The organism is Sulfitobacter sp. THAF37, assembly GCF_009363555.1.
Taxonomy (GTDB): Bacteria; Pseudomonadota; Alphaproteobacteria; order Rhodobacterales; family Rhodobacteraceae; genus Sulfitobacter.
Map to the genome: position 1 here is coordinate 2426231 of NZ_CP045372.1, position 21757 is coordinate 2447987.

General features: G+C 64.8%; 26 protein-coding genes and 1 pseudogene. 15 read left to right on the forward strand and 12 right to left on the reverse strand.

The window, feature by feature from the left end; genetic code table 11:
• Nucleotides 1-47 precede the first annotated feature (47 nt).
• The 5 genes and pseudogenes from FIU94_RS21040 to FIU94_RS11885 all read left to right on the forward strand — a co-directional run.
• A pseudogene (locus tag FIU94_RS21040) lies at nucleotides 48-365 on the forward strand (DDE-type integrase/transposase/recombinase); the annotation flags it as partial.
• 200 nt (nucleotides 366-565) lie between these two features.
• Nucleotides 566-1489, forward strand: coding sequence for a choline ABC transporter substrate-binding protein (locus FIU94_RS11870; RefSeq protein ID WP_152465991.1), 924 nt, complete (start codon nucleotides 566-568; stop codon nucleotides 1487-1489).
• Between the two features lie 82 nt (nucleotides 1490-1571).
• Nucleotides 1572-2405 (forward strand): choline ABC transporter permease subunit, encoded by an 834-nt coding sequence (gene choW / locus FIU94_RS11875; protein ID WP_152465992.1) that lies wholly within the window; start codon nucleotides 1572-1574, stop codon nucleotides 2403-2405.
• Nucleotides 2402-3418 carry a choline ABC transporter ATP-binding protein gene (gene choV, locus FIU94_RS11880; RefSeq protein WP_152465993.1) on the forward strand — a complete coding sequence of 339 codons (1017 nt, stop codon included), beginning with the start codon at nucleotides 2402-2404 and terminating at the stop codon, nucleotides 3416-3418. The genes choW and choV overlap by 4 nt, the downstream gene beginning before the upstream one ends.
• Nucleotides 3419-3504: 86 nt before the next feature.
• Nucleotides 3505-3774 (forward strand): hypothetical protein, encoded by a 270-nt coding sequence (locus tag FIU94_RS11885; RefSeq protein ID WP_152465994.1) that lies wholly within the window; start codon nucleotides 3505-3507, stop codon nucleotides 3772-3774.
• 27 nt (nucleotides 3775-3801) lie between these two features.
• On the opposite strand, the gene FIU94_RS11890 is transcribed toward FIU94_RS11885, so the two are convergent.
• Nucleotides 3802-4815 carry a Hint domain-containing protein gene (locus FIU94_RS11890; RefSeq protein WP_152465995.1) on the reverse strand — a complete coding sequence of 338 codons (1014 nt, stop codon included), beginning with the start codon at nucleotides 4813-4815 and terminating at the stop codon, nucleotides 3802-3804.
• Nucleotides 4816-4953: 138 nt separating this feature from the next.
• Between FIU94_RS11890 and FIU94_RS11895 the strand changes: the two genes are divergently transcribed.
• The 6 genes from FIU94_RS11895 (at nucleotide 4954) to FIU94_RS11920 (ending at nucleotide 9130) form a co-directional block, all read left to right on the forward strand.
• Nucleotides 4954-5733, forward strand: coding sequence for an SDR family oxidoreductase (locus tag FIU94_RS11895; RefSeq protein ID WP_152465996.1), 780 nt, complete (start codon nucleotides 4954-4956; stop codon nucleotides 5731-5733).
• Nucleotides 5734-5747: 14 nt separating this feature from the next.
• The gene (locus FIU94_RS11900) at nucleotides 5748-6134 is read left to right on the forward strand and encodes a hypothetical protein (protein WP_152465997.1); all 387 of its coding nucleotides are present in this window, start codon (nucleotides 5748-5750) and stop codon (nucleotides 6132-6134) included.
• 2 nt (nucleotides 6135-6136) lie between these two features.
• On the forward strand, nucleotides 6137-7261 hold the full coding sequence (locus FIU94_RS11905; RefSeq protein ID WP_152465998.1) for a hypothetical protein: 1125 nt from the start codon (nucleotides 6137-6139) through the stop codon (nucleotides 7259-7261).
• Between the two features lie 70 nt (nucleotides 7262-7331).
• Nucleotides 7332-8432 (forward strand): ABC transporter ATP-binding protein, encoded by a 1101-nt coding sequence (locus tag FIU94_RS11910; RefSeq protein ID WP_152465999.1) that lies wholly within the window; start codon nucleotides 7332-7334, stop codon nucleotides 8430-8432.
• Complete coding sequence (locus FIU94_RS11915; RefSeq protein WP_152466000.1) at nucleotides 8425-8778, forward strand: Lin0512 family protein; 354 nt, start codon at nucleotides 8425-8427, stop codon at nucleotides 8776-8778. The genes FIU94_RS11910 and FIU94_RS11915 overlap by 8 nt, the downstream gene beginning before the upstream one ends.
• Complete coding sequence (locus tag FIU94_RS11920; RefSeq protein WP_152466001.1) at nucleotides 8771-9130, forward strand: Lin0512 family protein; 360 nt, start codon at nucleotides 8771-8773, stop codon at nucleotides 9128-9130. The genes FIU94_RS11915 and FIU94_RS11920 overlap by 8 nt, the downstream gene beginning before the upstream one ends.
• A 91-nt stretch (nucleotides 9131-9221) precedes the next feature.
• On the opposite strand, the gene FIU94_RS11925 is transcribed toward FIU94_RS11920, so the two are convergent.
• Nucleotides 9222-9887 carry a YafY family protein gene (locus tag FIU94_RS11925; RefSeq protein WP_152466002.1) on the reverse strand — a complete coding sequence of 222 codons (666 nt, stop codon included), beginning with the start codon at nucleotides 9885-9887 and terminating at the stop codon, nucleotides 9222-9224.
• Between the two features lie 183 nt (nucleotides 9888-10070).
• Here FIU94_RS11925 and FIU94_RS11930 point away from each other — a divergent pair, with 183 nt between their 5' ends.
• Genes FIU94_RS11930 through FIU94_RS11945 form a run of 4 tightly spaced genes read left to right on the forward strand, consistent with a single transcriptional unit; the run spans nucleotide 10071 to nucleotide 12775 of the window.
• Nucleotides 10071-10334 (forward strand): twin-arginine translocase TatA/TatE family subunit, encoded by a 264-nt coding sequence (locus FIU94_RS11930; RefSeq protein WP_152466003.1) that lies wholly within the window; start codon nucleotides 10071-10073, stop codon nucleotides 10332-10334.
• A gap of 6 nt (nucleotides 10335-10340) precedes the next feature.
• The gene (gene tatB / locus FIU94_RS11935) at nucleotides 10341-11024 is read left to right on the forward strand and encodes a Sec-independent protein translocase protein TatB (RefSeq protein WP_152466004.1); all 684 of its coding nucleotides are present in this window, start codon (nucleotides 10341-10343) and stop codon (nucleotides 11022-11024) included.
• A gap of 3 nt (nucleotides 11025-11027) precedes the next feature.
• A complete protein-coding gene (gene tatC, locus FIU94_RS11940) occupies nucleotides 11028-11936 on the forward strand; it encodes a twin-arginine translocase subunit TatC (RefSeq protein WP_152466005.1) in 909 nt (302 codons plus the stop codon).
• Entirely contained in the window at nucleotides 11933-12775 is an 843-nt protein-coding gene (locus tag FIU94_RS11945) for an ATP-binding protein (protein WP_152466006.1), read from the forward strand. The genes tatC and FIU94_RS11945 overlap by 4 nt, the downstream gene beginning before the upstream one ends.
• 18 nt (nucleotides 12776-12793) lie before the next feature.
• Here FIU94_RS11945 and FIU94_RS11950 read toward each other — a convergent pair whose 3' ends face one another.
• The 10 genes from FIU94_RS11950 to FIU94_RS11995 all read right to left on the reverse strand — a co-directional run bounded on the left by FIU94_RS11950 (nucleotide 12794) and on the right by FIU94_RS11995 (nucleotide 21733).
• A complete protein-coding gene (locus FIU94_RS11950) occupies nucleotides 12794-13834 on the reverse strand; it encodes a Hint domain-containing protein (protein WP_254702531.1) in 1041 nt (346 codons plus the stop codon).
• Nucleotides 13835-13970: 136 nt separating this feature from the next.
• Nucleotides 13971-15218, reverse strand: coding sequence for a peptidoglycan DD-metalloendopeptidase family protein (locus tag FIU94_RS11955; RefSeq protein ID WP_152466007.1), 1248 nt, complete (start codon nucleotides 15216-15218; stop codon nucleotides 13971-13973).
• Between the two features lie 62 nt (nucleotides 15219-15280).
• The gene (locus FIU94_RS11960; RefSeq protein ID WP_152466008.1) at nucleotides 15281-15937 is read right to left on the reverse strand and encodes a protein-L-isoaspartate(D-aspartate) O-methyltransferase; all 657 of its coding nucleotides are present in this window, start codon (nucleotides 15935-15937) and stop codon (nucleotides 15281-15283) included.
• Entirely contained in the window at nucleotides 15934-16719 is a 786-nt protein-coding gene (surE, locus tag FIU94_RS11965; protein ID WP_152466009.1) for a 5'/3'-nucleotidase SurE, read from the reverse strand. Before surE ends, FIU94_RS11960 begins: the two co-directional genes overlap by 4 nt.
• 82 nt (nucleotides 16720-16801) lie before the next feature.
• Nucleotides 16802-17437 (reverse strand): SDR family oxidoreductase, encoded by a 636-nt coding sequence (locus FIU94_RS11970; RefSeq protein WP_152466010.1) that lies wholly within the window; start codon nucleotides 17435-17437, stop codon nucleotides 16802-16804.
• Nucleotides 17438-17480: 43 nt separating this feature from the next.
• Nucleotides 17481-17747: a pilus assembly protein PilZ gene (locus FIU94_RS11975; RefSeq protein ID WP_152466011.1), complete on the reverse strand. Its 267-nt coding sequence runs from the start codon at nucleotides 17745-17747 to the stop codon at nucleotides 17481-17483.
• Nucleotides 17748-17874: 127 nt separating this feature from the next.
• Entirely contained in the window at nucleotides 17875-18297 is a 423-nt protein-coding gene (locus tag FIU94_RS11980) for a DUF1801 domain-containing protein (protein WP_152466012.1), read from the reverse strand.
• Nucleotides 18298-18340: 43 nt separating this feature from the next.
• Complete coding sequence (gene purF / locus FIU94_RS11985; RefSeq protein ID WP_152467036.1) at nucleotides 18341-19825, reverse strand: amidophosphoribosyltransferase; 1485 nt, start codon at nucleotides 19823-19825, stop codon at nucleotides 18341-18343.
• A 158-nt stretch (nucleotides 19826-19983) separates the two neighbouring features.
• A complete protein-coding gene (locus FIU94_RS11990; RefSeq protein WP_152466013.1) occupies nucleotides 19984-21111 on the reverse strand; it encodes a PAS domain-containing sensor histidine kinase in 1128 nt (375 codons plus the stop codon).
• 67 nt (nucleotides 21112-21178) lie between these two features.
• The gene (locus FIU94_RS11995) at nucleotides 21179-21733 is read right to left on the reverse strand and encodes a CvpA family protein (RefSeq protein ID WP_152466014.1); all 555 of its coding nucleotides are present in this window, start codon (nucleotides 21731-21733) and stop codon (nucleotides 21179-21181) included.
• Between the last annotated feature and the right edge of the window lie 24 nt (nucleotides 21734-21757).

Below are 21757 nucleotides of genomic sequence, written 5' to 3' on the forward strand. Positions count from 1 at the left end.
TACGCCGCGGAGTTGAGGTGGCGCATGGCGATCGTGATCATGACCATAACCTGATCACCAGCCGAGCCTTCGTGGTGATCAAGGCGGCAGAGGAGTTCCACGAGAGGACAGTCCGTCCGAACCGGCTCTGGCAGCCCGACTTTACCTACCTGAAGGTCATCGGTCACGCCGGGGGCGTGCCTTTGACACGACGGCTGGTTCTCCTTTTCGACCATCCTCGACAGTTACAGCCGCTACGTCATCGGGTGGCGGCTCTGCGCCACGATAAAAGCGCCGGATGTGACCGCGACACTGGAAGATGCTCTGGCGCCGATCGCGTCACGGTTGCCCATCGGCCACGCCTGCTCAGCGATGATGACAGCAGTCAAACGGGCCGACCGACTGGCCGGTGAGAGGGTGGATCATGTCCGCGGCGCGCCTTGGCTGTGGACCCAAATCTTCAACCGTTGAATACACATCTGACACGCTTCGGCGCACGGACTTTGCGTTGTCCGGTTGCAACCGGGCGGTTTATGGCATCTTCTTGGCTTATCGTTGCCGATAACAACACGGGAGACTTCATTTCATGAGACATCTGCTAACCACGACCGCCCTGGCCGCGACCTTCGGCGCTTCGGTCGCCGCTGCCGACTGCGACAGTGTCACCTTCTCGGATGTAGGCTGGACCGACATCACCGCCACGACCGCGGCGGCGACCACCGTCCTCGATGCGCTGGGCTACGAGACCGAGATCAAGATCCTGTCGGTGCCTGTCACCTATACCTCGATGGCCTCGGGCGACATCGACGTGTTTCTGGGCAACTGGATGCCCACGATGGAGGCAGACATCGCCAAGTACCGCGATGAAGGCACGGTCGACACGGTGCGCGCCAACCTCGAAGGGGCGAAGTACACCCTGGCCGTGAACAAGGCGGCGGCGGATCTCGGCATCACCTCGTTCGACGCGATTTCGGCCAACCTGGACGCGTTGGATGGCAAGATCTACGGCATCGAGCCGGGCAATGACGGCAACCGGTTGATCCAGTCGATGATCGACGAGAACGCCTTTGACCTAGGTGAGTTCGAGGTCGTTGAAAGTTCCGAGCAGGGGATGCTGGCCCAGGTCCAGCGCCAGACCCGGCGGGAGGAGCCGATTGTCTTTCTCGGCTGGGAGCCGCACCCGATGAACGCCAATTTCGAGCTGACCTACCTTGAGGGCGGGGACGACTACTTTGGCCCCGACCTGGGCGGTGCGACGGTCTATACCAACACCCGCGCGGGCTATGTCGAAGAATGCCCCAACGTGGGCAAGCTGCTGCAGAACATGTCGTTCTCGCTTGCCATGGAAAACGAGATCATGGGCGCGATCCTGGATGACGGCGAGGACCCCGGCGACGCGGCGGAGGCCTGGCTGAAAGCGAATACCGGCGTGTTGGACACCTGGCTTGACGGCGTGACCACCAAAGACGGCGGCGACGCCATGGCGGCGGTCAAGGCAGAGCTTGAGTAGGCCCGCAGACATTCTGACAAAGGCTCACCCCGACAGGGGTGGGCGATTTCAAGGAAAAGACTGATAATTCTGGAATGCGCGGATGGACTGGCTGACGGAAAACAAGATACCCATCGACGATGCCGCCGAGGCCGCGTTCGATTGGTTGCAGATCAACGGCGGCTGGTTCTTCGACGGGCTGTCGCGCATCATGGAACGGCTGATCGAGGTGGTGCTGTGGTGTCTGCAGACGCCCAATCCGCTGATCATCGTGGCGCTTTTCGCGGTACTTACCTGGGTGATCCAGCGCAACTGGAAGACCGTCGCCTTCGTGGTGGTGGGGTTCTTGTTCATACTCAATCAGGATTACTGGGAGGAAACCACCGAAAGCCTGACGCTGGTGCTGTCGGCCTGCGTGGTCTGCATGGGGGTAGGGGTGCCCATAGGGATCGCCGCCGCCCATCGGCCCGGGCTTTACCGTGTGTTGCGGCCGGTGCTGGACCTGATGCAGACCCTGCCGACCTTTGTCTATCTCATTCCCGCCATCGTCTTCTTCGGGATCGGCATGGTGCCGGGGCTGATCGCGACCGTCATTTTCGTTCTGCCCGCCCCGATCCGCCTGACGCAGCTGGGCATCTCCTCCACCCCCAAGGCCCTGCTGGAGGCGGCGCAGGCCTTTGGTGCCAAGCCCAGCCAGACGCTGTGGAAGATCGAGCTGCCCTATGCCCTGCCGCAGATCATGACCGGGCTGAACCAGACCATCATGCTGTCGCTGTCGATGGTCGTGATCGCGGCGCTGGTGGGGGCCGACGGGCTGGGTGTGCCGGTCGTGCGCGCGCTGAACCAGGTGAACACCGGTCTGGGCTTTGAAAGCGGGCTGATCATCGTGGTGGTCGCGATCATGCTGGATCGAATGCTGCGGGTGGGGGAAAAATGACCAACGCTGTCGAGTTCGACAAGGTCTCCATCGTTTTCGGAGACCGGCCCGAAGCCGCCTTGCCGCTGATGGACGAGGGCCAAAGCCGATCGGAGATCGAGGCGGCGACCGGTCAGGTGCTGGGCGTGCACGATTGCACCCTGAAAGTGGCCGAGGGCGAAATCCTGGTGCTGATGGGCCTGTCGGGGTCGGGCAAATCCACCTTGCTGCGCGCGGTGAACGGGCTGAACCCCGTGGTGCGCGGGTCGGTGACGGTGAACGACGGCAAATGGTCTGCCAATGTGCAGGGCTGCTCGGCGCAGGATCTGCGCCGGGTGCGGCGCGAATGCGTGTCCATGGTGTTCCAGCAGTTCGGCCTGTTGCCGTGGCGCAGTGTGCGCGAGAACGTGGCGCTGGCGCTGGAGCTGGCCGATGTGCCGCGCGGCGAACGGTTGGAGCGCGCGGACAGGCAACTGGCACTGGTCGGTCTGTCGGACTGGGCCGACCGCAAGGTGGGCGAGCTGTCGGGCGGCATGCAGCAGCGCGTGGGCCTTGCGCGCGCCTTTGTGACAGAGGCGCCGATCCTGCTGATGGACGAACCGTTTTCCGCGCTCGACCCGCTGATCCGCACCCGGTTGCAGGATGAACTGCTGGAACTGCAAAGCGATCTGAAACGAACCATCATCTTTGTCAGTCACGATCTGGACGAGGCGTTCAAGCTGGGCGGGCGCATCGCGATCATGGAAGGCGGGCGCATCGTTCAGGTGGGCACCCCGCGCGAGATATTTTCGAACCCCGCATCGGAGTATGTGGCCGAATTCGTCGCCAACATGAACCCGCTGGGCGTGCTGACTGCCCGCGACGTGATGGGCGATGCGGCCCCCGGCGATCATGCCGCGGTCGATGCGGAAATGCCGGTCGCAAAGCTGATCGAACGGCTTGCGGGCAAGGAAACCTGCCTCGGCGTGGTCGAGGATGGCAGCCTCATCGGGGCGGTTACGGCGCAATCCATCGTCGATCGCTTGAAGGACTGACCCCCAGCGGCGTTCCCGCCGAAACGCCGGGTTGACAGGTTGGCGTTGCTCTGCCCTGATACCGTGTCGCTTGGGGGGAGTGTCAAATGTTGTACTTTCTCTTGCTCAGCGCGGGCGTTCTGGCAGCATTGAGATGCCTGTCCGCCTATTTTCCAGATGGAACCGCGATGAAATTCTTCGCGGACAAGCTGGTGCTGTTCGCCTACCTGGCCTCGGGCGTTCTGCTCGTCGTCGCGGCGTTGAGCGGAAAGGCCTTGTTGGAGGACCAGTATTCCGTGATGGTGAAAATCGCGGGCTTCTGGACCGTCGGCTTGGTCATTGTCTGGGGCGTTCCCGCGATTTTCCGCAGGATGTAGACCGTTTTCCCGCCTCGGCGCAGATTCTCACCGGGTCGATGCCTTGCGCAGCAGTTCGGCCGCGTCGGGGCGGCGCAGCAGCTTTTCGTTCACATCCAGGCCCGCATGCGGCAGGTCCGAATGGCCGGGGATCACGTCGCCCAAGGCCTCGGAAATCGCGTCCGGCAGGATTGCGCGGGTCCGCGTGTCGATCAGCATCGTCTCTGCCGCGATCCCCTCGGCATAAATGATCTGGTGACTGTCGAAGAGCAGCTGGAAATAGTCGACGAAACCACCGTCCTGAAGAGTGACCGTATACCCGTTCACCAGATGCCGCGCCTTGACCAACAGCTCGGATCGGCCCGCGCCGACCTCGTCTCTGCGCTGGTAGATGAACAGGCGATGGTCCGGGCTGACAATCAGGTCGTTCGCGTTATTCAGGGTTCCGGCGGCGATGCGGATCGGGGCAAAGTCGCCCACCGCGCGCACGGTGCTCTGCCCGATCCAGCGCACAGCCTGCACACCGTCGTCGCGGGTCAGCACGCGGTCGCCCACGACCAGATCCTCGATCAGGCGTTGCTCGCCGCTGGCCAGCGTGATGTGGGTGCCGCGGGTGAAGGACACGCAGCCGACCTGCGCGAACTTGCGACGCTGGGTTTCGGTGTCGATGCCCACCAGCCGGTATCCGGTGCGCGGCAGCAGCTGCGCCATCGGCAACAGAAAAATCTCGGCAACCGCTCCTGCGGCATCCACCTCGACCAACAGCAGCGCCTCCTGCGTTTGCCCGTCGGGCGACATGAACATCAGCGCGCTATCCAGATGCAGCGCCGATCCCGGCGTGCCCGCGTCGGTGTCCTCGGCCACGGTAAAGCGGCTGCCCGCAGAGGGCACGAGCGACAGCCGAAGCGGCGCGGTCTCGCGGGCAAGCTCGTAGACGTCGTCAAGGATCAGCTCGGCGGCAAAGGACAGGGCATCGCCCATGTTCGCGCCATACGTGGCCCGCACGTCGCTGGCCCGGAACACGGGAACGGATTGGGCGGAAACGGGGCGGGAACGTGCCATAATGACCTCTGGTTGCAGGCGAACTGCGCGAAGGAATAAGCTAGGATTGTGACGGGCTTGGGTCAAGCGAAGGGTGTTTTGCTGGCATCCGCAGCCGGGCGTGATAGGACTTTGGCAACCAATCAGGAGGAATCGGGAATGGATCTGGGAATCAAGGGAAAGACCGCGCTGGTCTGCGCATCGTCAAAGGGCCTGGGGCTGGGCTGCGCCGAGGCATTGGCCGAAGCCGGTGTGAACCTGGTGATGAACGCCCGCGGCGCCGAGGCGCTGGAGTCCGCCGCGGAGCGCCTGCGCGCCGATCACGGCGTGTCGGTCAAGACGGTGGTTGCCGATGTCTCGACCGAGGAAGGCCAGAAGACCCTGATCGACGCCGCCGGAGAGATCGACATCCTGGTGAACAACGCGGGCGGCCCGCCGCCGGGCATGTGGAAAGACTGGGACCGGTCCGATTTCATCGCGGCGCTGGATGCCAACATGCTGGCCCCCATCGCGCTGATCAAGGCGCTGGTGCCGGGCATGATGGACCGCGGCTGGGGCAGGGTGGTCAACATCACCTCGCAATCCGTGCGCGCGCCCATCGCGGTGCTGGGCCTGTCGAACTCGGCCCGGACGGGGCTGACTGGCTATGTCGCGGGCACCTCGCGGCAGGTCGCGGGGTCTGGCGTGACCATCAACAACCTGCTGCCGGGGATCCACGCAACCGACCGGGCGGATTCGCTCGACGCGGGCGTGGTCAAGGCCAAGGGCATCACGCTGGAGGAAGCGCGCAAGGAGCGTGCCGCCGGCATCCCGGCGGGGCGCTACGGCACCCGGCAGGAATTCGGCGCGGCCTGTGCGTTCCTGTGTTCGCAGCACGCCGGTTTCATCGTGGGCCAGAACCTGCTGCTGGACGGCGGGGCGACCAACGTCACCATGTGAGCGGAGCCTCGGAGATGTTCAGACCTGTCCTTTGTGCCGTGGCGCTCTGTGTCGCGGCACTCCCCCTCCGGGCGGACGACCTTCTGCCACGGCTCGAAGCGGCGCAGTCGGCGATTGACGCGCGGATGCTGACGGTAATGGGCGCCGACCCCGCCGGCGCACGGTGGAGCCCGACGCGCCGGGCCGCCTCGGCCTGTGCGCTGCGCGAGTTGGAGCGTGTGAAGGGCCGTGCCGCCGCACAGACCTATGTCCGTGCCGTCGAAAATGGCGCGGTCGAGGCCGCCCGCCTGCGCAGGGCACCAGACTTTGGCGGGCTGGCGGCGCGGATACACAGCGCGGCAGGTCTTCGGTTGCAGCAGGACATCGTCCCGATCACGCGCGCCTGCGGCATCGGGCTGTAGCGATGGCCGAGGCCTTTTCGCTGAAGGATCACCTCTTCAATGCACAGAGTATCGGCGAACTGGCAGGGCAATATGCCGCCGGTCTGCCGGGTTTCGACGCGGCCCGCTTTCAGCAAGAGACCCTCGCCGGTTTCCCCGAACGCGGGTTGATGGAGCGGCTCGACTGGATCGCCGATTGCCTTGAGCCGCATCTGGCCACCGACTTTCCCACCATGGCCGAGCAGTTGGAGGCGATGATGCCGCCGCCGCTGGACCCAACGCTGCGCGACGATGACTTTGGCCGTTTTATCCACGCCGTGCCGGGGATTCTGGCCGTGCGGCACGGGCTGGAGGATCACCGCGACCGCGCGCTGGACCTGATCCACGCCGCCACCCGGCGGTTTTCGATGGAATACTACATCCGCCCCTTCCTGAACCGCTGGCCCGACGAAACCCTCGCCCGTCTGGCGGGTTGGGTGGAGGACGACAATTATCATGTCCGCCGTCTGGTGAGCGAAGGGACAAGGCCGCGCCTGCCCTGGGCGCGGGCCGTGACGCTGACCAGTGACCAGACCCTGCCATTGCTGGACCGGCTGCACGCCGATCCGACGCGCTATGTCACAAGATCGGTCGCCAACCACCTGAATGATATTGCGAAAAAGGAGCCGGACCGTGTGGTTTCCCGCCTGCGCGACTGGAAAACATCGGACCGGCAAGACAGCAAGGAACTGGGCTGGATGACCCGCCACGCTCTGCGCACCCTGATCAAACAGGGCGATCCGGGGGCGCTGGACCTATTGGGGTACCGCCGCGATGTGCCTGTGACCGCGCGGCTGACGCTTGCGGCGCAGACCGTACCCATCGGCGGCGCGCTGACCTTTGTGCTGGAGCTTGAAGCCCCGCAGACACTGCCGGTGATGGTGGACTACCGCCTGCGCTTTGTTCGGCCCGGCGGCAAGGAGGCGGAAAAGGTGTTCAAGCTGAAAGCGACGCGGATCGAAGCGGGGCAAAAGCTGAGCCTGCGCAAATCTCACAAGCTCAAGGGCGACGCCACGACCTTTACCCTGCATCCCGGTCCACATGGGATGACGGTGCAGGTCAACGGAACGGATGTGGCAGAGGCCGGATTCGAGCTGTTACCGGGTTGACCGCCCGCAGGTGCTTGCGGGACGGGGGCGGGGCTGGTAGCTGCAACCCGAGCGATTTTATCGGATACCCATGACAGCCGAATTTCCCCGTCTTGAAATCAAGGATCTGAAGCGGTCGTATGACGGCCGCCCCGTGGTCGATGGCGTATCGCTGCGGATCATGCCGGGGCAAGTCACCTGTCTGCTGGGGCCGTCGGGATGCGGCAAGTCCACCACCCTGCGCATGATCGCCGGGGTCGAGATGCAGGACAGCGGGACCATCCATGTGGACGGCAAGCTGATCTGCGACACCGTCTACCGGGTCCCGCCGGAGCGGCGCGAAATCGGGCTGATGTTCCAGGATTTCGCCCTTTTCCCGCACCTGAGCGTGGCCGACAACGTGGGCTTCGGCCTCAGGACGGGGAGCCGCGCGGAAAAACGCGCCCGGATCGAGGAATTGCTGGACCGCGTGGATCTGAAACGGTTCATCGACGGATACCCCCATCAGCTCTCGGGGGGCGAACAGCAGCGCGTGGCACTGGCCCGTGCGCTGGCGCCGCGCCCGCGCATCATGTTGATGGACGAACCCTTTTCCGGTCTCGACAACCGGCTGCGCGACGGAATCCGCGACGAGACGCTGAGCATCCTCAAGGAAGAGGACACCGCCGTTCTGCTAGTCACGCATGAGCCGGACGAGGCGATGCGCATGGCCGACGAGATCGCGCTGATGCGGGACGGGCGGATCGTGATGCAGGGCGCGCCCTACAACGTCTACACCCGGCCCGTGGACCGCGCGGCGGTGGCGTTCTTCTCTGACGCGAACCTGTTGCGCGCGCGGGTCGAGGGCGCGCTGGCCGATACGCCGTTTGGCCAGTTCCTGGCCCCCGGCGTGCCGGACGGCACCGATGTGGACATCGTCTTTCGCCCCCAGCATCTGCGCATCGATTTTGACCGGGCGGGCCAGGGGCCGCGCCCCACGGCGACCGACGGAACCGCGGCGCGCGCCACGGTGGAACGCGCGCGCTTCATGGGCAATGAATCGCTGGTGGAATTCGTGCTCGACCACGACAAGCTGCGTCTCAAGGCGACGGTGCCCAACGTCTTTCTGCCGCAACCCGGCGCCGTCATGTGGCTGACGGTGCGCCGTGACAGATGTTTCGTTTTCCCGGTGACAGGAGGCCGCGATGCCTGAGACTTTGATGGTGGAATTCGGCATGGGGTCGTCCCTGCGCCGGGGCGACTACACAGAGGCCGCGATGCGCGCGGTCCGCGACGCGCTGTGGCACAATTCGATCAACCTGGCAGAGCTTTTCGGCTTTGATAAGAAAGACATGCAGATCACTCTTGATGTGGGCGTGCAGCAGCCCGACAGGGTGGACCCCGAGGCGCTGCGCGCCGTCTTTCCCTATGGCCATGTCACCGTAAACCTGCATCAGGGCGGGCTCGATGTGCCGCGCCCGGACGGCGACGGGAACCCGACGATCATGGCCAATGTCGCCCTGTCGGTCGGCTTTGACATGGAGCGGGCGGATGGCTGAGCAGCGGATCATCATTGAGATGGGCATGGGCAACGACCTGCACGGGATGGACTACACCAAGGCCTGCGCCCGGGCGATCGAGGACGCGCTGCGCCATTCCTCGCTGCCGTTGTTCACGGTCACGGGGCTGTCGCACAAAGAGATGCGCGTGCAGGTCACGGTTGCGGTGCAGGAACCGGAAAAGGTCGATGTCGATGCGCTGAGCGCGGACCTGCCCCGTGGCCGGGCCGAGGTGCGCGCGGTCTTCGGCGGGCTGAACGTCCCGGCGGGGGGCGAGACCATTGTCATCGCCCAGGCCAGCGTGGAGGCGTTTGTGCCGGATCAGACCGGGGCCTGGCGGCTGAAAAGCTGATCGGCCCGGCAGACAGCGCCGTCCGGCGCCGTTTTCTTGGAAGAAAACGGACCGGAGTTTTGAAAAACTCCGCTTGCGCGCGGGCTGCGGGTCAGGGCGCGTAATCTTTCAACCGCTTTCCCGGCTCGTCCACGAACAACTCCGGCAGCGCCTCGGCGGTTTCGATCAGGTCGAGCCGGAACAGCTCGAACCTTTCGCGTCCCTCGCACCAGCTGGTCAACGCCCAGACGCGCCCCCGATACTCCAGGTGCAGCGGCCGCACGGTGCGGCGCGACACCGTGCCGTCCTCGGCGGTATAGGTCAGCGCCACCTTCTGCCGTGCCCGGATGGCGGGCCGCAACAGCGACAGGTGCGTCAGGTTGCGGGTGGGGTCGGCAAAGGGGTTCAGGGCCGCCTTCCAGGCCTCGGCAGCGGCCATGCCCTGCGCGGTCAGCACCGCATCGACCTTGTTGGCCAGCGCATCCGCCGCCACCTGCAGTTCCGCATCCGCCGCCTGCGCGACGATGGCAAGGCCAAGGTTCAGCGCCTCCAACTCCTTTGCGGTCAGGGTGAGCGGGGGCAGGGTAAGCGCATCCTCCATCGTGTAACCTGCCCCGCGCGAGCCTTTGACAGGCACGCCTGCGGCGGTCAGCCGGTCCATGTCCCGGTAGATGGTGCGCGTCGAAACGCCCATCCGCGCGGCCAGATCCTCGGCCCGGAGCAGGGCGCCATCCTGCAGCAGTTGCAAAAGGTCAAACAGGCGGTCGGAACGGGGCATTGGCGGTCTCCGGTCATGCACAACTGACATAAACCTGTCAGGAGTTTGGATCAATGCCCCGCCCACATATGTTTGCGGTCCGTCGGAAACCGGCGGGCGGCGGTTTGGGCTTTGCCGTGGCGTCGGGATTTGCGTACCAACACAGGCGACCGGGGAGATTCCCCTGACAACGGGAGATATGACATGTTGAACAATATTGGCCTGCCGGGCCTTTTGCTGATCGCGGTGGTGGTGCTGGTGCTTTTCGGGCGCGGCAAGATCTCCAGCCTGATGGGTGAAGTCGGCAAAGGCATCACCAGCTTCAAGAAGGGCATCAGCGAGGGCGAGAACGACGTCAAGCAGGTGGATGAGGTCGACGGCGCCGATCTGCCCAAGCACACGGATACAGGCACCCATCCCGCGACGGACCGGGCCGCCGACAAGGGCGTGAAAAAGGACAAGGTGTAACCACCCATGTTCGATATGAGCTGGACCGAGCTGTTGGTCGTGGGGGTCGTGGCGCTGATCGTCGTGGGCCCCAAGGACCTGCCGGTGTTGTTCCGCAAGGTGGGGCAATTCATTGGCAAGGCCAAGGGCATGGCACGCGAATTCACCAATGCGATGAACGACGCGGCGGACAGCAGCGGCGTGCGCGAAATTTCATCGAACCTGAACACCTCGTTGAAGGCGGCGACCAACCCCCTGGGCACCGCGATGGACGGGGTGAAATCGGCCACGAAATCCCTGACCGACATTGATCCCGACAGCGAAACCGGCAAGCTTGCCGCCCAGCGGGCTGCGGACGCGAAGCTGATCCAGGCCAAGACGGCCCGGACTGCCGCCGAACGCAAGCAGCGCGAGGCGGCAGAGGCCATGGCCCGCGCCGAGGCGCTGGAGGCAGAGACCGGCCTGTCCGATGCAAAACCGGACGTGCAGGCCGAAGCGGCGGCAGCCGCTCCGGACAAGGCCACGTCTGCGCCCAAGGCGCCTGCCAAGGCCAAGACCGCCACCAAGGCACCTGCCAAGCCGAAAACCACCACCGCGGCCCCCGCCAAGGCGGCAAAGAAACCTGCCGCGAAAAAGCCCGCGGCCCGCAAACCCGCCGCCAAGAAACCCGCAGCCCGCAAACCCGCCGCCAAGGCACCCGAAAAAGAGTAATCCATGAGCGCCACCGACGATATCGACGACAGCGCAGCGCCGCTGATCGAACATCTGGCAGAGCTGCGGACCCGCCTGATCCGGTCGGTTCTGGCCTTTATCGTGGGCATGATCATCTGCTTTTCCTTCGGCAGCACGATCCTTGATTTCCTGCTGGTGCCGATCGAGCAGACCATGCGCAACCTCGGCAATCCGAACCCGGTGATGCAATACACCGCCCCGCAGGAGTATTTCTTTACCCTGGTGCGTATCTCGATGGTGGGCGGGCTGGCCGTCAGCTTTCCGGTGATCGCCACGCAGCTGTGGCGGTTCGTGGCACCCGGCCTCTACAAGAATGAGAAAAGCGCCTTTCTGCCGTTTCTCATCGCCTCGCCGGCCCTTTTCCTGCTGGGCGCGGCCTTTGCGCATTATGTTGTCGTGCCGCTGGCGATGCAGTTCTTTCTGGGCTTTTCGGATGCCGCATCCTACCTGACCGCGCTGGTGGTCGAGGGCGACGCACGCAAGTCCGGCATCGACATCGTCTTTAACGGGAAGGTCAACGAAAGCCTTGATATCACCCTGAAGATGATCGTGGCTTTCGGCCTGTGTTTTCAGCTGCCGGTACTGCTGACCCTGATGGGCAAGGCGGGGCTGGTGAGCACCGAAGGCCTGCGCAACGTGCGCAAATACGCGGTTGTCGGCATCCTGCTGCTGGCCGCGCTGGTCACGCCACCGGATGTGGTGACACAGCTGATCCTGTTCATCGTGGTCTACGGTCTGTACGAAGTGTCGATTTTCCTTGTCAGCCGGGTTGAGCGGAAGCGCGAAGAGCAGCTGCGCGCGGATGGATATTACGACGATGAGGCCGAGGACGATCTGGCGGATGACGTGTTCGACGAACATCTCGAAGACGACGAGGACGACCTCAAGTGATTGACGACCCCCTGGATCGGATCGCCGCGGCGCTGGAGCGTATGGCGCCTGCGCCGCTGGCCACGCCCGATTTCGACGCGGCAGCCGCCTTTGTCTGGCACACCGGGCCGGATCGGCTGGAGCCTGTCGAAAAGGTGTCGCGCGTGGCGCTGGACCTGTTGATCGGCATCGACCGGTCGCGCGACACGCTGCTGGCGAACACCCGGCAGTTCGCCGCGGGTCTGCCGGCGAACAACGCGCTGCTCTGGGGGGCGCGGGGCATGGGAAAATCAAGCCTTGTAAAGGCGATACACGCCGATGTTCATGCATCGCACGCGGCGCTGCGCATGGTCGAGTTGCAGCGCGAGGACCTGCCGTCGGTGGGGCGGCTGCTGAACCTGCTGCGCGGTGCGTCGCAGCGGTTCATCCTGTTCTGCGATGACCTGAGCTTTGGCCACGACGACGCCCATTACAAGTCGCTCAAGGCGGTGCTGGATGGCGGGATCGAAGGGCGGCCGGACAATGTGGTGCTCTATGCCACGTCGAACCGCCGCCACCTGATGCCCCGTGACATGATCGAAAACGAACGGGGCAGCGCCATCAACCCGGCGGAAGCGGTGGAGGAGAAAGTCTCGCTCTCGGACCGTTTCGGTCTGTGGCTGGGGTTCCATGCCTGCGATCAGGACCAGTATCTTGCGATGATCCGGGGCTATTGCGATGCCTACGGGGTAAAGATCGACGACGAGATCCTGCGCGAAGAGGCCATCGAATGGCAGGCCACGCGCGGGTCCCGGTCAGGCCGGGTGGCGTGGCAGTACTTTACCGATCTTGCGGGGCGCAAGGGTGTTCGCGTCGGCTGACCGCCTGACCGGCCGATGTCAGGCCGCCAGCACCTCCGCCTCGAATGCGCGCAGACAGGGGGCGGCCTTCGGCCCGTAGGTGGCCAGGTCCGGGAAAAGCTTTCTGATCTCGGCACCGGCGGCTTCGTTGACGGACTGAAGCGTCATGTCGCCCGGATACAGGCTTTCGGTCCAAAGGCCTTCGGATTGGATCAGGTGATGGGCGTCGAGCAGGATGTGATGGTACCGCACCCGTCCGCCGCTGCGCCGGTATATCCCGTCATGGCCCAGCAGGTCCTTGGCCCTGACCAGCACCTCCTCCTGCCCGAAGAAGAGCTCGGCCCGCCAGTCCTGCAGCAGAATGGCATGCTGCGGTGACACCACCAGGTCGCGATCATTGCCCAGCGTGCCTTTCGTGATCACGATGGGGGCCAGGTCACCCTGTGCAGGAACGGTGGTCGAGCTGATCCAGGAAATCGGCTGCAGGCCGCCGTCGCGGGTCAGCACCAGCTGTCCGGCCCGCAACGACTGGACGGGTACCGCGCCCTCGGCGGTTTCGATCAGCGTATCGCTGGCAAAGCAGACCACAGATCCACCGAGGCTCGTGTGCGCGATCATATCGCTGTTGTCGACGATGCCCCCGGTCCGAAGATTCGTATCGGCAGGTGGCATGCCATCCGGGAAGACAAGGTAGAACCCGTCTTCGTTCGCGTCGTCTACGTCGTTGTCATTGTTGAGGTCCACATCAATGACCGCGACCCGCCAGGTCGTGGTGCCGTCGGTAACTGTGAACGTATAGTCATAGATGACCTGACGCGCCGTCCCACCTACGTCGGTGGTCTGTTGACCAAAGCCACCAATGCGTTCCTGGCTCGACACGATCTCGTTGGTGGGATCGCCATTGAACTGCGTCGCGCCGTCGTTTTCATCGACGACAAAGTAGGTGTCAGGCCCCGAGTATCGCCAGGTGGCGCCCGTCGGCGGCGCGAAATTGTAATTGAAAGCCGAGCCGTTGATCGTGCTCTGGGTGCCGAAAATCGTGTTCGTGTAGCCGTAGTAGACGGGCATCTGGGTATCCAATCGCAATTCTTCGCGTTGGATTGGTCCTAGTTCTACAACAGGGCAGGCTTGCGACGAAAGCTTGCCATTTGAGACAAATGCAGGGCGATTTCAGGGTATTTTTGCCGCGCCGTGATGCCGGCGCGGCAAGGGCCTGTCAGTTCAGGTAGGGGGCCGGATCGACGCTGTCAAAGCCCTTGCGGACCTCGAAATGGACATAGGCGTCGTCACCGCTGCGCAACTTGGCAATCTGTTGCCCCCGGCGCACGCTGTCGCCCTTGGCGACGCTCACGCTGCTCACGTTCGCATAGACGGTCAGCAGGTTGTCCTGGTGGCGGACAACGACGATCGGAACGCCGTCGGCGCTCTTGGTGATCGCCGCGACGGTGCCGTCGTCGGCGGCCTTTACCGGCGCGCCGGGCGCGGCCTTGATGTTGATGCCCTCGTTCTTGCCCTTGGCATAGCCGCGAATGATGCTGCCCTGGACCGGCGTGGCCATCTTGGCGGTCGAGGTCTTTGCCGTCGTCTTGCCCACGTCCGCCACGGGTTCTTTCGGCTTGTCCGGTGTTGCGGCGGCGGCAGGCGGCAGCGGTTTGGCGGTGTCGTCCTGGGGCAGGGGTGTCTTGGCAGAGGGCGGCGTCGGTGTCGGGCTGCCCTGACCCGGCAGGCTGGTGCTGGGGGCAGGGGCCGCCGCCGGAGTCGCCGCCGCGGCGGGGTTGCGCTTGGGCGGGTTCTGCTGCGGCACGGGGATCAGCAGGAACTGACCTTCGCGCACCGCGAAATCGGCACCCAGCCCGTTCCATTCTGCCAGCGCCTTGACCGGGACGGAATAGAGCCGCGCCACGGTATAGGCGGTCTCGCCCCGCTCGACACGGTGGCGGATCGGCTCCTTGCCGGTCTGAACCTTCGCGGCGGGGGCCGCCGGTGCGGCGGGGGCCAGCGTCGCGGTCTGCACGCCGGGGGCCGCCGGGGCGCGGTCGATGGCATTGCCGGCAAGCGACGAAATGTCTACGGCACCCCCAGAGGCGCCCGGCGCCGGGGCGGCCGTGCCCACGCGGTTGGGCAGGGCGATGATCTCGTCCTTGCGCAGGGGCACCGCCGGGTCGATGCCGTTATAGCTGGCCAGCTGCGTCGTGCTTGCGCCGACACGCGCCGCCACATCCGCCAGCGTGTCGCCGCGCCTGGCAACCGCAACCTGGTAATTGGGGTAAGAGATGACGCCGCGGCTGTCCGGGGTGGGCCGGTCCGCCAGCGGGGCCGTCGCCGCCTGGGCGGTGGTGAAACTGCCAAGGTTGCCGCGCAGGTCGAAGTCGAGCGGCTGCTCCGCACAGGCGCTCAGCAACACCGCGCTGGACCCGGCCAGAAGGCTCAGCCGCACGGGGCGGCACATGAATGAATGGCGCATCTGCATGTCCTCATCTGTCCTCCCCCGTGTCAATCCGGGGATTTGAGCCGCTTATAGCTCAATTATGTGTCTTTGCCCAACCCTTCGAGCAGCGGAACGAAGCGAACGGCGCGCATTTCATCGTATTCAAGCCCTTGAGCGGTTTTCCGCACACGGATCAGGTGCTGCACCGCATCCGATTGCCCGACCGGCAGGACCATGATGCCGCCCTCCTTCAACTGCGCCAGCAGGGGGCTGGGCGGGTCCTCGGCGGCGGCGGTCACGATGATGCGGTCGAAAGGCGCCTGCTCGGTCAACCCGAAACTGCCGTCCGCGGTGATCGCGGTGATGTTGTTCAGATCCATCTGCTCGAATATCGTCCGCGCCTCCTGCACCAGTCGCCGGTGCCGGTCGATGGTGTAGACCCGGCGCGCCAGCTTGCTGAGAACGGCCGCCTGATAGCCCGACCCGGTCCCGATCTCCAGCACCTTGTCACGCGGCGAGACCTCAAGCGCCTGCGTCATCAGACCCACGACCGACGGCTGGCTGATGGTCTGGCCGCAGGCGATGGGCAGCGGCATGTCCTCATAGGCGCGCTGCGCGAAAAGCCCCCGGATAAACGGGCCGCGATCAACCATTTCCATCGCGTTCAAGACGCGGTTGTCGGTGACACCCTTGGAGCGCAGCGCATAAAGGAACTGCATCTTGCGTTCTGCATCTGACAGCTCCTCGTCGGTCACGTGTCGATGCCTGTCAGCTTCGCCAGGACCTCATGCGCGGTCAGATCGGCGCGCATCGGCGTGACCGAGACATATCCCTCCAGATTGACCGCGGCATCGCTGCCGGGCGCCGCCTTGACCCGCTGGTCGCCGCCCTTGATCCAGGAAAACCGCCGTCCGGAGGGGGATGTATGCGGCTCTGTCCCATGCACGACGCCCGGACGCCGCCCCTGCGGGGCAATCCGCGTGCCCTTGACCGCGCTGGCCGAGACGGGGGGGAAATTCACGTTGAAAAACAGCGAATAGGCGCCGTCGTCCCGAGGCGTGGCATCCAGGATGCGGCGGACCACCTCCACCCCGTGCACCTCCGCCGCTTCGAAAGGGTTTTCAAGCTCGCGGTTTTCAGGCCCGTAGTACTGCGACAGTGCAATGGCGGGGAAACCCTGCAGCGCCGCTTCCATTGCGCCGCCGATGGTGCCGGAATACAGCGTATTCTCGGCCGAATTGTTGCCCCGGTTCACCCCGGACAACACCAGATCGGGCTGCGCGTCCTTCAGCACATCGTGCACCCCGATCAGCACGCAATCGGCGGGCGACCCTTCGGCAGCATAGCGGCGCGGGCCCAGCTTGCTGATCATCGTGGGTTTCACGTAGTTGATGCAGTGCCCCACGCCGGATTGTTCGAATGCGGGGGCGACGGTCCAGACCTCGCCGTCGGGGCCGGCGATTTCCGCCGCGATGCGGGCCAGAACCGCCAGACCGGGTGCGTCGATGCCGTCGTCGTTGGTGATGAGAATGCGCATGAAAAAGCCTCTTTTGCCCTTGATAGGGGAGGCTCGTGCAGGCGGCAAGGACAGGTCAGGAATATTGCCCGACGAGCCCGGTTCAGAGTTGCGCGATTACCGCAGCAGCCTGCTCATGGGGGTCGGCCAGCGCCTCGCGGTCCTCACCCGGAAAAAACCGCGCACGGGTCGCCGTCGGCATCGGCTGGGGCGTGAGCACCTGAACCTTCGGCCCGATCTTGGCGGTTTCTGCCGCCCAGGACCGCGCCAGCGCGATCTGCGCGGCCTTGGTGGCCCCATAGGCGCCAAAGAATTTTTCCCCCGCGCGGGGGTCGTCGAAAAAGACCGCCTGTCCCGCTTGGCCCAGCAGCGGCGAGACATAGGTGATCAGCGTGGCGGTGGCGGTGACGTTGCAGGCGACGGATTTTGCCATGTCCTTGGTGTCCACATGATCCGCCGGGGCGAGCGGGGCGGCATGGATCGCCGTGTGCAGCCACAGGTCGAGACCGCCCCACCGGTCGTGGATGCCCCGGCAAAGGACAGCCATCGCGTCGGGCGTGGTCACATCCATCGGTGCGAGCGTGGCGGCGCCGCCCTTTGACTGGATGCGGTCGTCCAGCTCTTCCAGCGCGCCGGTGGTGCGGCCCACGGCGATGATGTGATGGCTGGCGCAAAGCGCCTCTGCCAGCGCGGCACCCAGGCCGCGCGAAGCGCCGGTGATCAATGCGGTCTTTGTCATGCGGGCCATGTGCCTTGATGCAGGCGCGCCGTCAATAGGCCGCTCAGCCGCGCGGCAGTTTGAGGGCCTTGGCCCGGCCCCGCACGTTGAGCACCAGCTGGTCCTGCCCGATCGCGGCGACCGTGCCGCCCGCGACCTTGTCGCCGATGCCCACGCGCGCGATCCGCCCGTTGCGCGTGCGAACCAGCGCGCCGGGTGCCGCGTCGCTGCCGAAGATTCCGATCAGCGCCGTGCGGTCCAGACGGGCCTCTGACGTGGCAAGGTCGGCCACATTGCGGGGGGTGGGTTGTTGGGGTTCGGTATCGCTCATTTTTCGCCTCTTCGCGTCTTGCGCGGGTTGCCGATTCTAGGTCAGGCGGTCAGCTAACAAGGCTCCGGGGCAGTCTGAAGGGGGGCGCTGACGGATCAGCCAAGCCTTGCCGAAGACTGGGCAGTCTTTAGCTGACAGGACGCAGCCCCCGCTGCGACAGATGGTAGCAAAAGGTCATCTGCGACAGGTGCGCAATGGCCTGATCGGGCAAAGGGCGCGTCAGGTCGAGCCTGATCTGTCGACGGTTGTCGTTTGCGCCGATGTCGGGGTAGATCTCGGCCATTCTGGCGGCCAAGTCGGTCTTGCAGTCGACAAAAAGGCTGATCCGGTCGGGATCGTCCGGCGTCCAGCCCATCCGCAGGGTGCTGCCGGTGCGCGGCGCGCGGGGGCGCCAGGCGGGCTGCCCCCACTTCAGGCTTTCCTCCAGCGGACCGATGCCTGTCTGCTCAGCCGTGGCATGAAACACCGCCCGACATGCCCACAGCGCATCACGCGCGGGCAGGGGCCAGCTCTGGACAGCCGAAAGGAACGGGGCGGGGGTTTGCTGCATCGAACCCTTATCGCAGGCCTTCATGACAGAAAGCGGCAGCAGACTATTCGGCTGCCGTCTTCATCTTGAAGCCCTCGTTGACCTTGTCCGCAGGGGTCACGGGATATTCACCCGAAAAACAGGCGTCGCAGTACTGCGGGCACTTGGAGTCGCGGCCATTGGCCTCGCCCACGGCGCGGTAGAGACCGTCGAGCGAGATGAACTTGAGGCTGTCGACCTGCAGATGATCGCGCATCTCGTCCTCTGACATGGTCGCTGCCAGCAGCTTTTCGCGCTGGGGCGTATCCACACCGTAGAAACACGGCCACGCCGTCGGCGGCGAAGCGATCCGGAAGTGGACCTCCGCCGCGCCGGCGTCCAGGATCATCTCCTTGATCTTGCGGCTGGTGGTGCCGCGCACAACGCTGTCGTCCACCAGAATCACCCGCTTGCCCTTGATCAGCGCGCGGTTCACGTTGAGCTTCAGGCGCACACCCATGTTGCGGATCTGCTCGGTCGGTTCGATAAAGGTGCGGCCCATGTATTGGTTGCGGATGATCCCCATGGCGTAGGGAATGCCCGATTCGAGGCTGTAGCCGATGGCGGCGGGGGTGCCGCTGTCAGGCACGGGGCAGACCAGGTCGGCGTCGACCGGGCTTTCCTTGGCCAGTTCGCGGCCGATGTTCTCGCGGGTCTCATACACGCTGCGCCCGCCCAGGATGCTGTCGGGGCGGCTGAAATAGACATGTTCGAAGATGCAGAAGCGCGAGGGCTGGCGGCGGAAGGGGAAATGGCTTTCGACCCCGCCGGAGGTGATGACGACCATCTCGCCCGGTTCGATCTCGCGCACGAACTCGGCGCCGATGATGTCCAGCGCGCAGGTCTCCGAGCTGAGCGCCCAGCCGTCGCCCACCTTTCCCAGCACCAAGGGGCGCACGCCCAGCGGGTCGCGCACGCCGATCAGCTTGGTGCGAGTCATGGCGACAACGGAAAAGGCCCCCTCGACCCGGCGCAGGGCGTCTTCCATGCGTTCGGGAACATTGCGTTGCAGCGACCGCGCCATCAGGTGAATGATGCATTCGCTGTCCGACGAAGACTGGAAGATCGAGCCGCGTTCGATCAGTTCGCGGCGCAGGGCGTTGGCGTTGGTGATGTTGCCGTTATGCGCAATGGCGGCACCGCCCATGGCGAATTCACCAAAGAACGGCTGCACATCGCGGATCGCGGTCTGCCCCTTGGAGCCGGTGGTGGAATAGCGCACATGCCCGATGGCCAGTTCACCCGGCAGGGTTTCCATCACCGATTGGCTGGTGAAATTGTCGCGGACGTAGCCAAAGCGACGGGCGGACTGGAACCCCGCCTCGGGGTGGTAGGACACGATCCCGCCCGCCTCCTGACCCCGGTGTTGCAGGGCGTGCAGGCCAAGCGCCACGAAATTCGCGGCGTCGGCGACGCCGACCACCCCGAAGACCCCGCATTCTTCCTTCAGTTTGTCGTCGTTGTCACCGTCCCTCAGATAGGAGGTGTCAAAGGGATGTGCAGGGGGCATGATCTTGGAAGTGGGCTTTGTCACGGCGGGCAGCTCCGAATCCGGTTTGGCTTGGTGCCTATGTAGGGCTCTTGCCCGCCAGTGTCACCCCGCAGCCCGCCTGCAGGCGCGGATTGTTTCGAACGTGTGACAGCCGCCGCCCGAGGCGATGCGCGGCGTCAGGCCGGATGGTGCAGGGGCGCGCCGGAAGCGGGGCCGCCTGCGAGGGGCGCACGCGGCGCGCCGGGAAGATCGCCTTGCGTCGCAACCCGGCCAGGAAGCGAAAAGCTGATCATGGCGCCGCCGGTGGTCTCGGAATTGCGGGCGGTGATGGTGCCGCCGCGCGCCTGAATGATACGCCTGACGCCGAACAGCCCGTAACCGCCATCGACGCGGAAGCTGCTGCCGTTCATCAGCCTGAGCGCGGCCTCGGAAAAGCCTTTTCCGTTGTCTTCCAGGGTGATGGCGATCATCCCGTCGGGGCGTTCGGCAACCGAAATGTCCAGCATCATGGCGGCCCGGCCCGCGTGTTTCACCGCGTTTTCGATCAGGTTGCGCAGCGCGATATGCAGCGCCGTCTTGTCCGTCATCAAGGTGCTGGGCGTGACTGTCACGTGATGCCGTTCCGCCGGGTCCAGAATGTCGCAGATCAGGCAGGTCATTTCCGACAGATCGCACAGCGCCTCGGTCTTTTCCGCATCGACCGACTGCGCATGCGACAGGATGTCGTCGATCAGCTTCATCGTCTTGTCGGCGATGCCGTCCATCATGTCGATCATCGCCAGTTTGCCATCGCCGTGGTCGACAAAGTCCTCCTTGAGCACCTCTGCCAGCATGGTCACGTTGCGCATCGGCGCGCGCAGGTCGTGCGCCGCCATGGCCACGAATTGCTCCATCTCGGAGGCGGCGGTGTGGTAGCTCACCTGCGCCTCGCGCGCGCGGGCCTGTTCCGTGACATCGAGCGACGTGCCGTAGAGGCGCGCGACCCGCCCCCGCACATCCCGTTCGGGCGACAGGGTGGTGCGCACCTTGCGCACTTCGCCCGCCAGCGGAAGCTGCAATTCGTAAGTCAGCGCCTCGCCGCTTTCGGCGACCTGGCAATGCCGCGCAAGCGCGGTGCGGCCATAGGCGGTGTCATAGACTTCTGCCGCGGTGCGGCCCAGGTAATCGGCCAAGGGGCGGCCGCTGATCGCGCGGGCGCAGGCATTGAAGGCGCGATAGACCGGCAGGCCGCGACCGTCGATCTCAAGAACGAACAGCGGCGTGGCGATATGGTCGAGATGTGAAAATGGATCGGTATCGGACATGCTACGGCTCCCTGATGGGGGAAAGCTACAGCCGCCGCTCTAACAAATTCCTAATGCCCGCCACGCCTTACGCGCCGCAGTTGCCGACCAGCTCTTCGTAGCGCGTGGTGATCCAGCCCAGGGCGTTCTCGGGGTCCTGTTCCTCGATCCGGTCCGTGAACCGGGCGAACACCGTGGCAGACCGGCTGTCGTCGACCATTGTGAACTCCTGATCCGGAATGACCGTTTCGTAGACGAAAAAGGCGATTGCGACCAGGATGATGCCGCGCGCCACCCCAAAGATGAAGCCCAGCCCCTGGTCCAGCCCCCCCAGGACGGAGCGTTGCACCAGCGAGGAAAACAGCGGCGTGAACAGCGAGACAACGATAAGCGCCACGGCAAAGACGATGGCAAAGGCCCCGATGATGGACAGCTCGCAGCTGTCGGCAAGGAATTCGCCCACCACGGGCAATTCCCGCACCAGCGGTTCGACCTGTGGCGCAAAAAGATAGGCGAGCACAGCAGCGGCAACCCAGCCGACGATGGCCATCAGTTCGCGCACCAGCCCGCGGCCATAGGCCAGCAGCGCCGATAGCACGATGACAAGCGCGACAACGCCGTCGATAATGGTAAAGCCTTCCATCTACTGCCTGCCTTCGTAACTGGG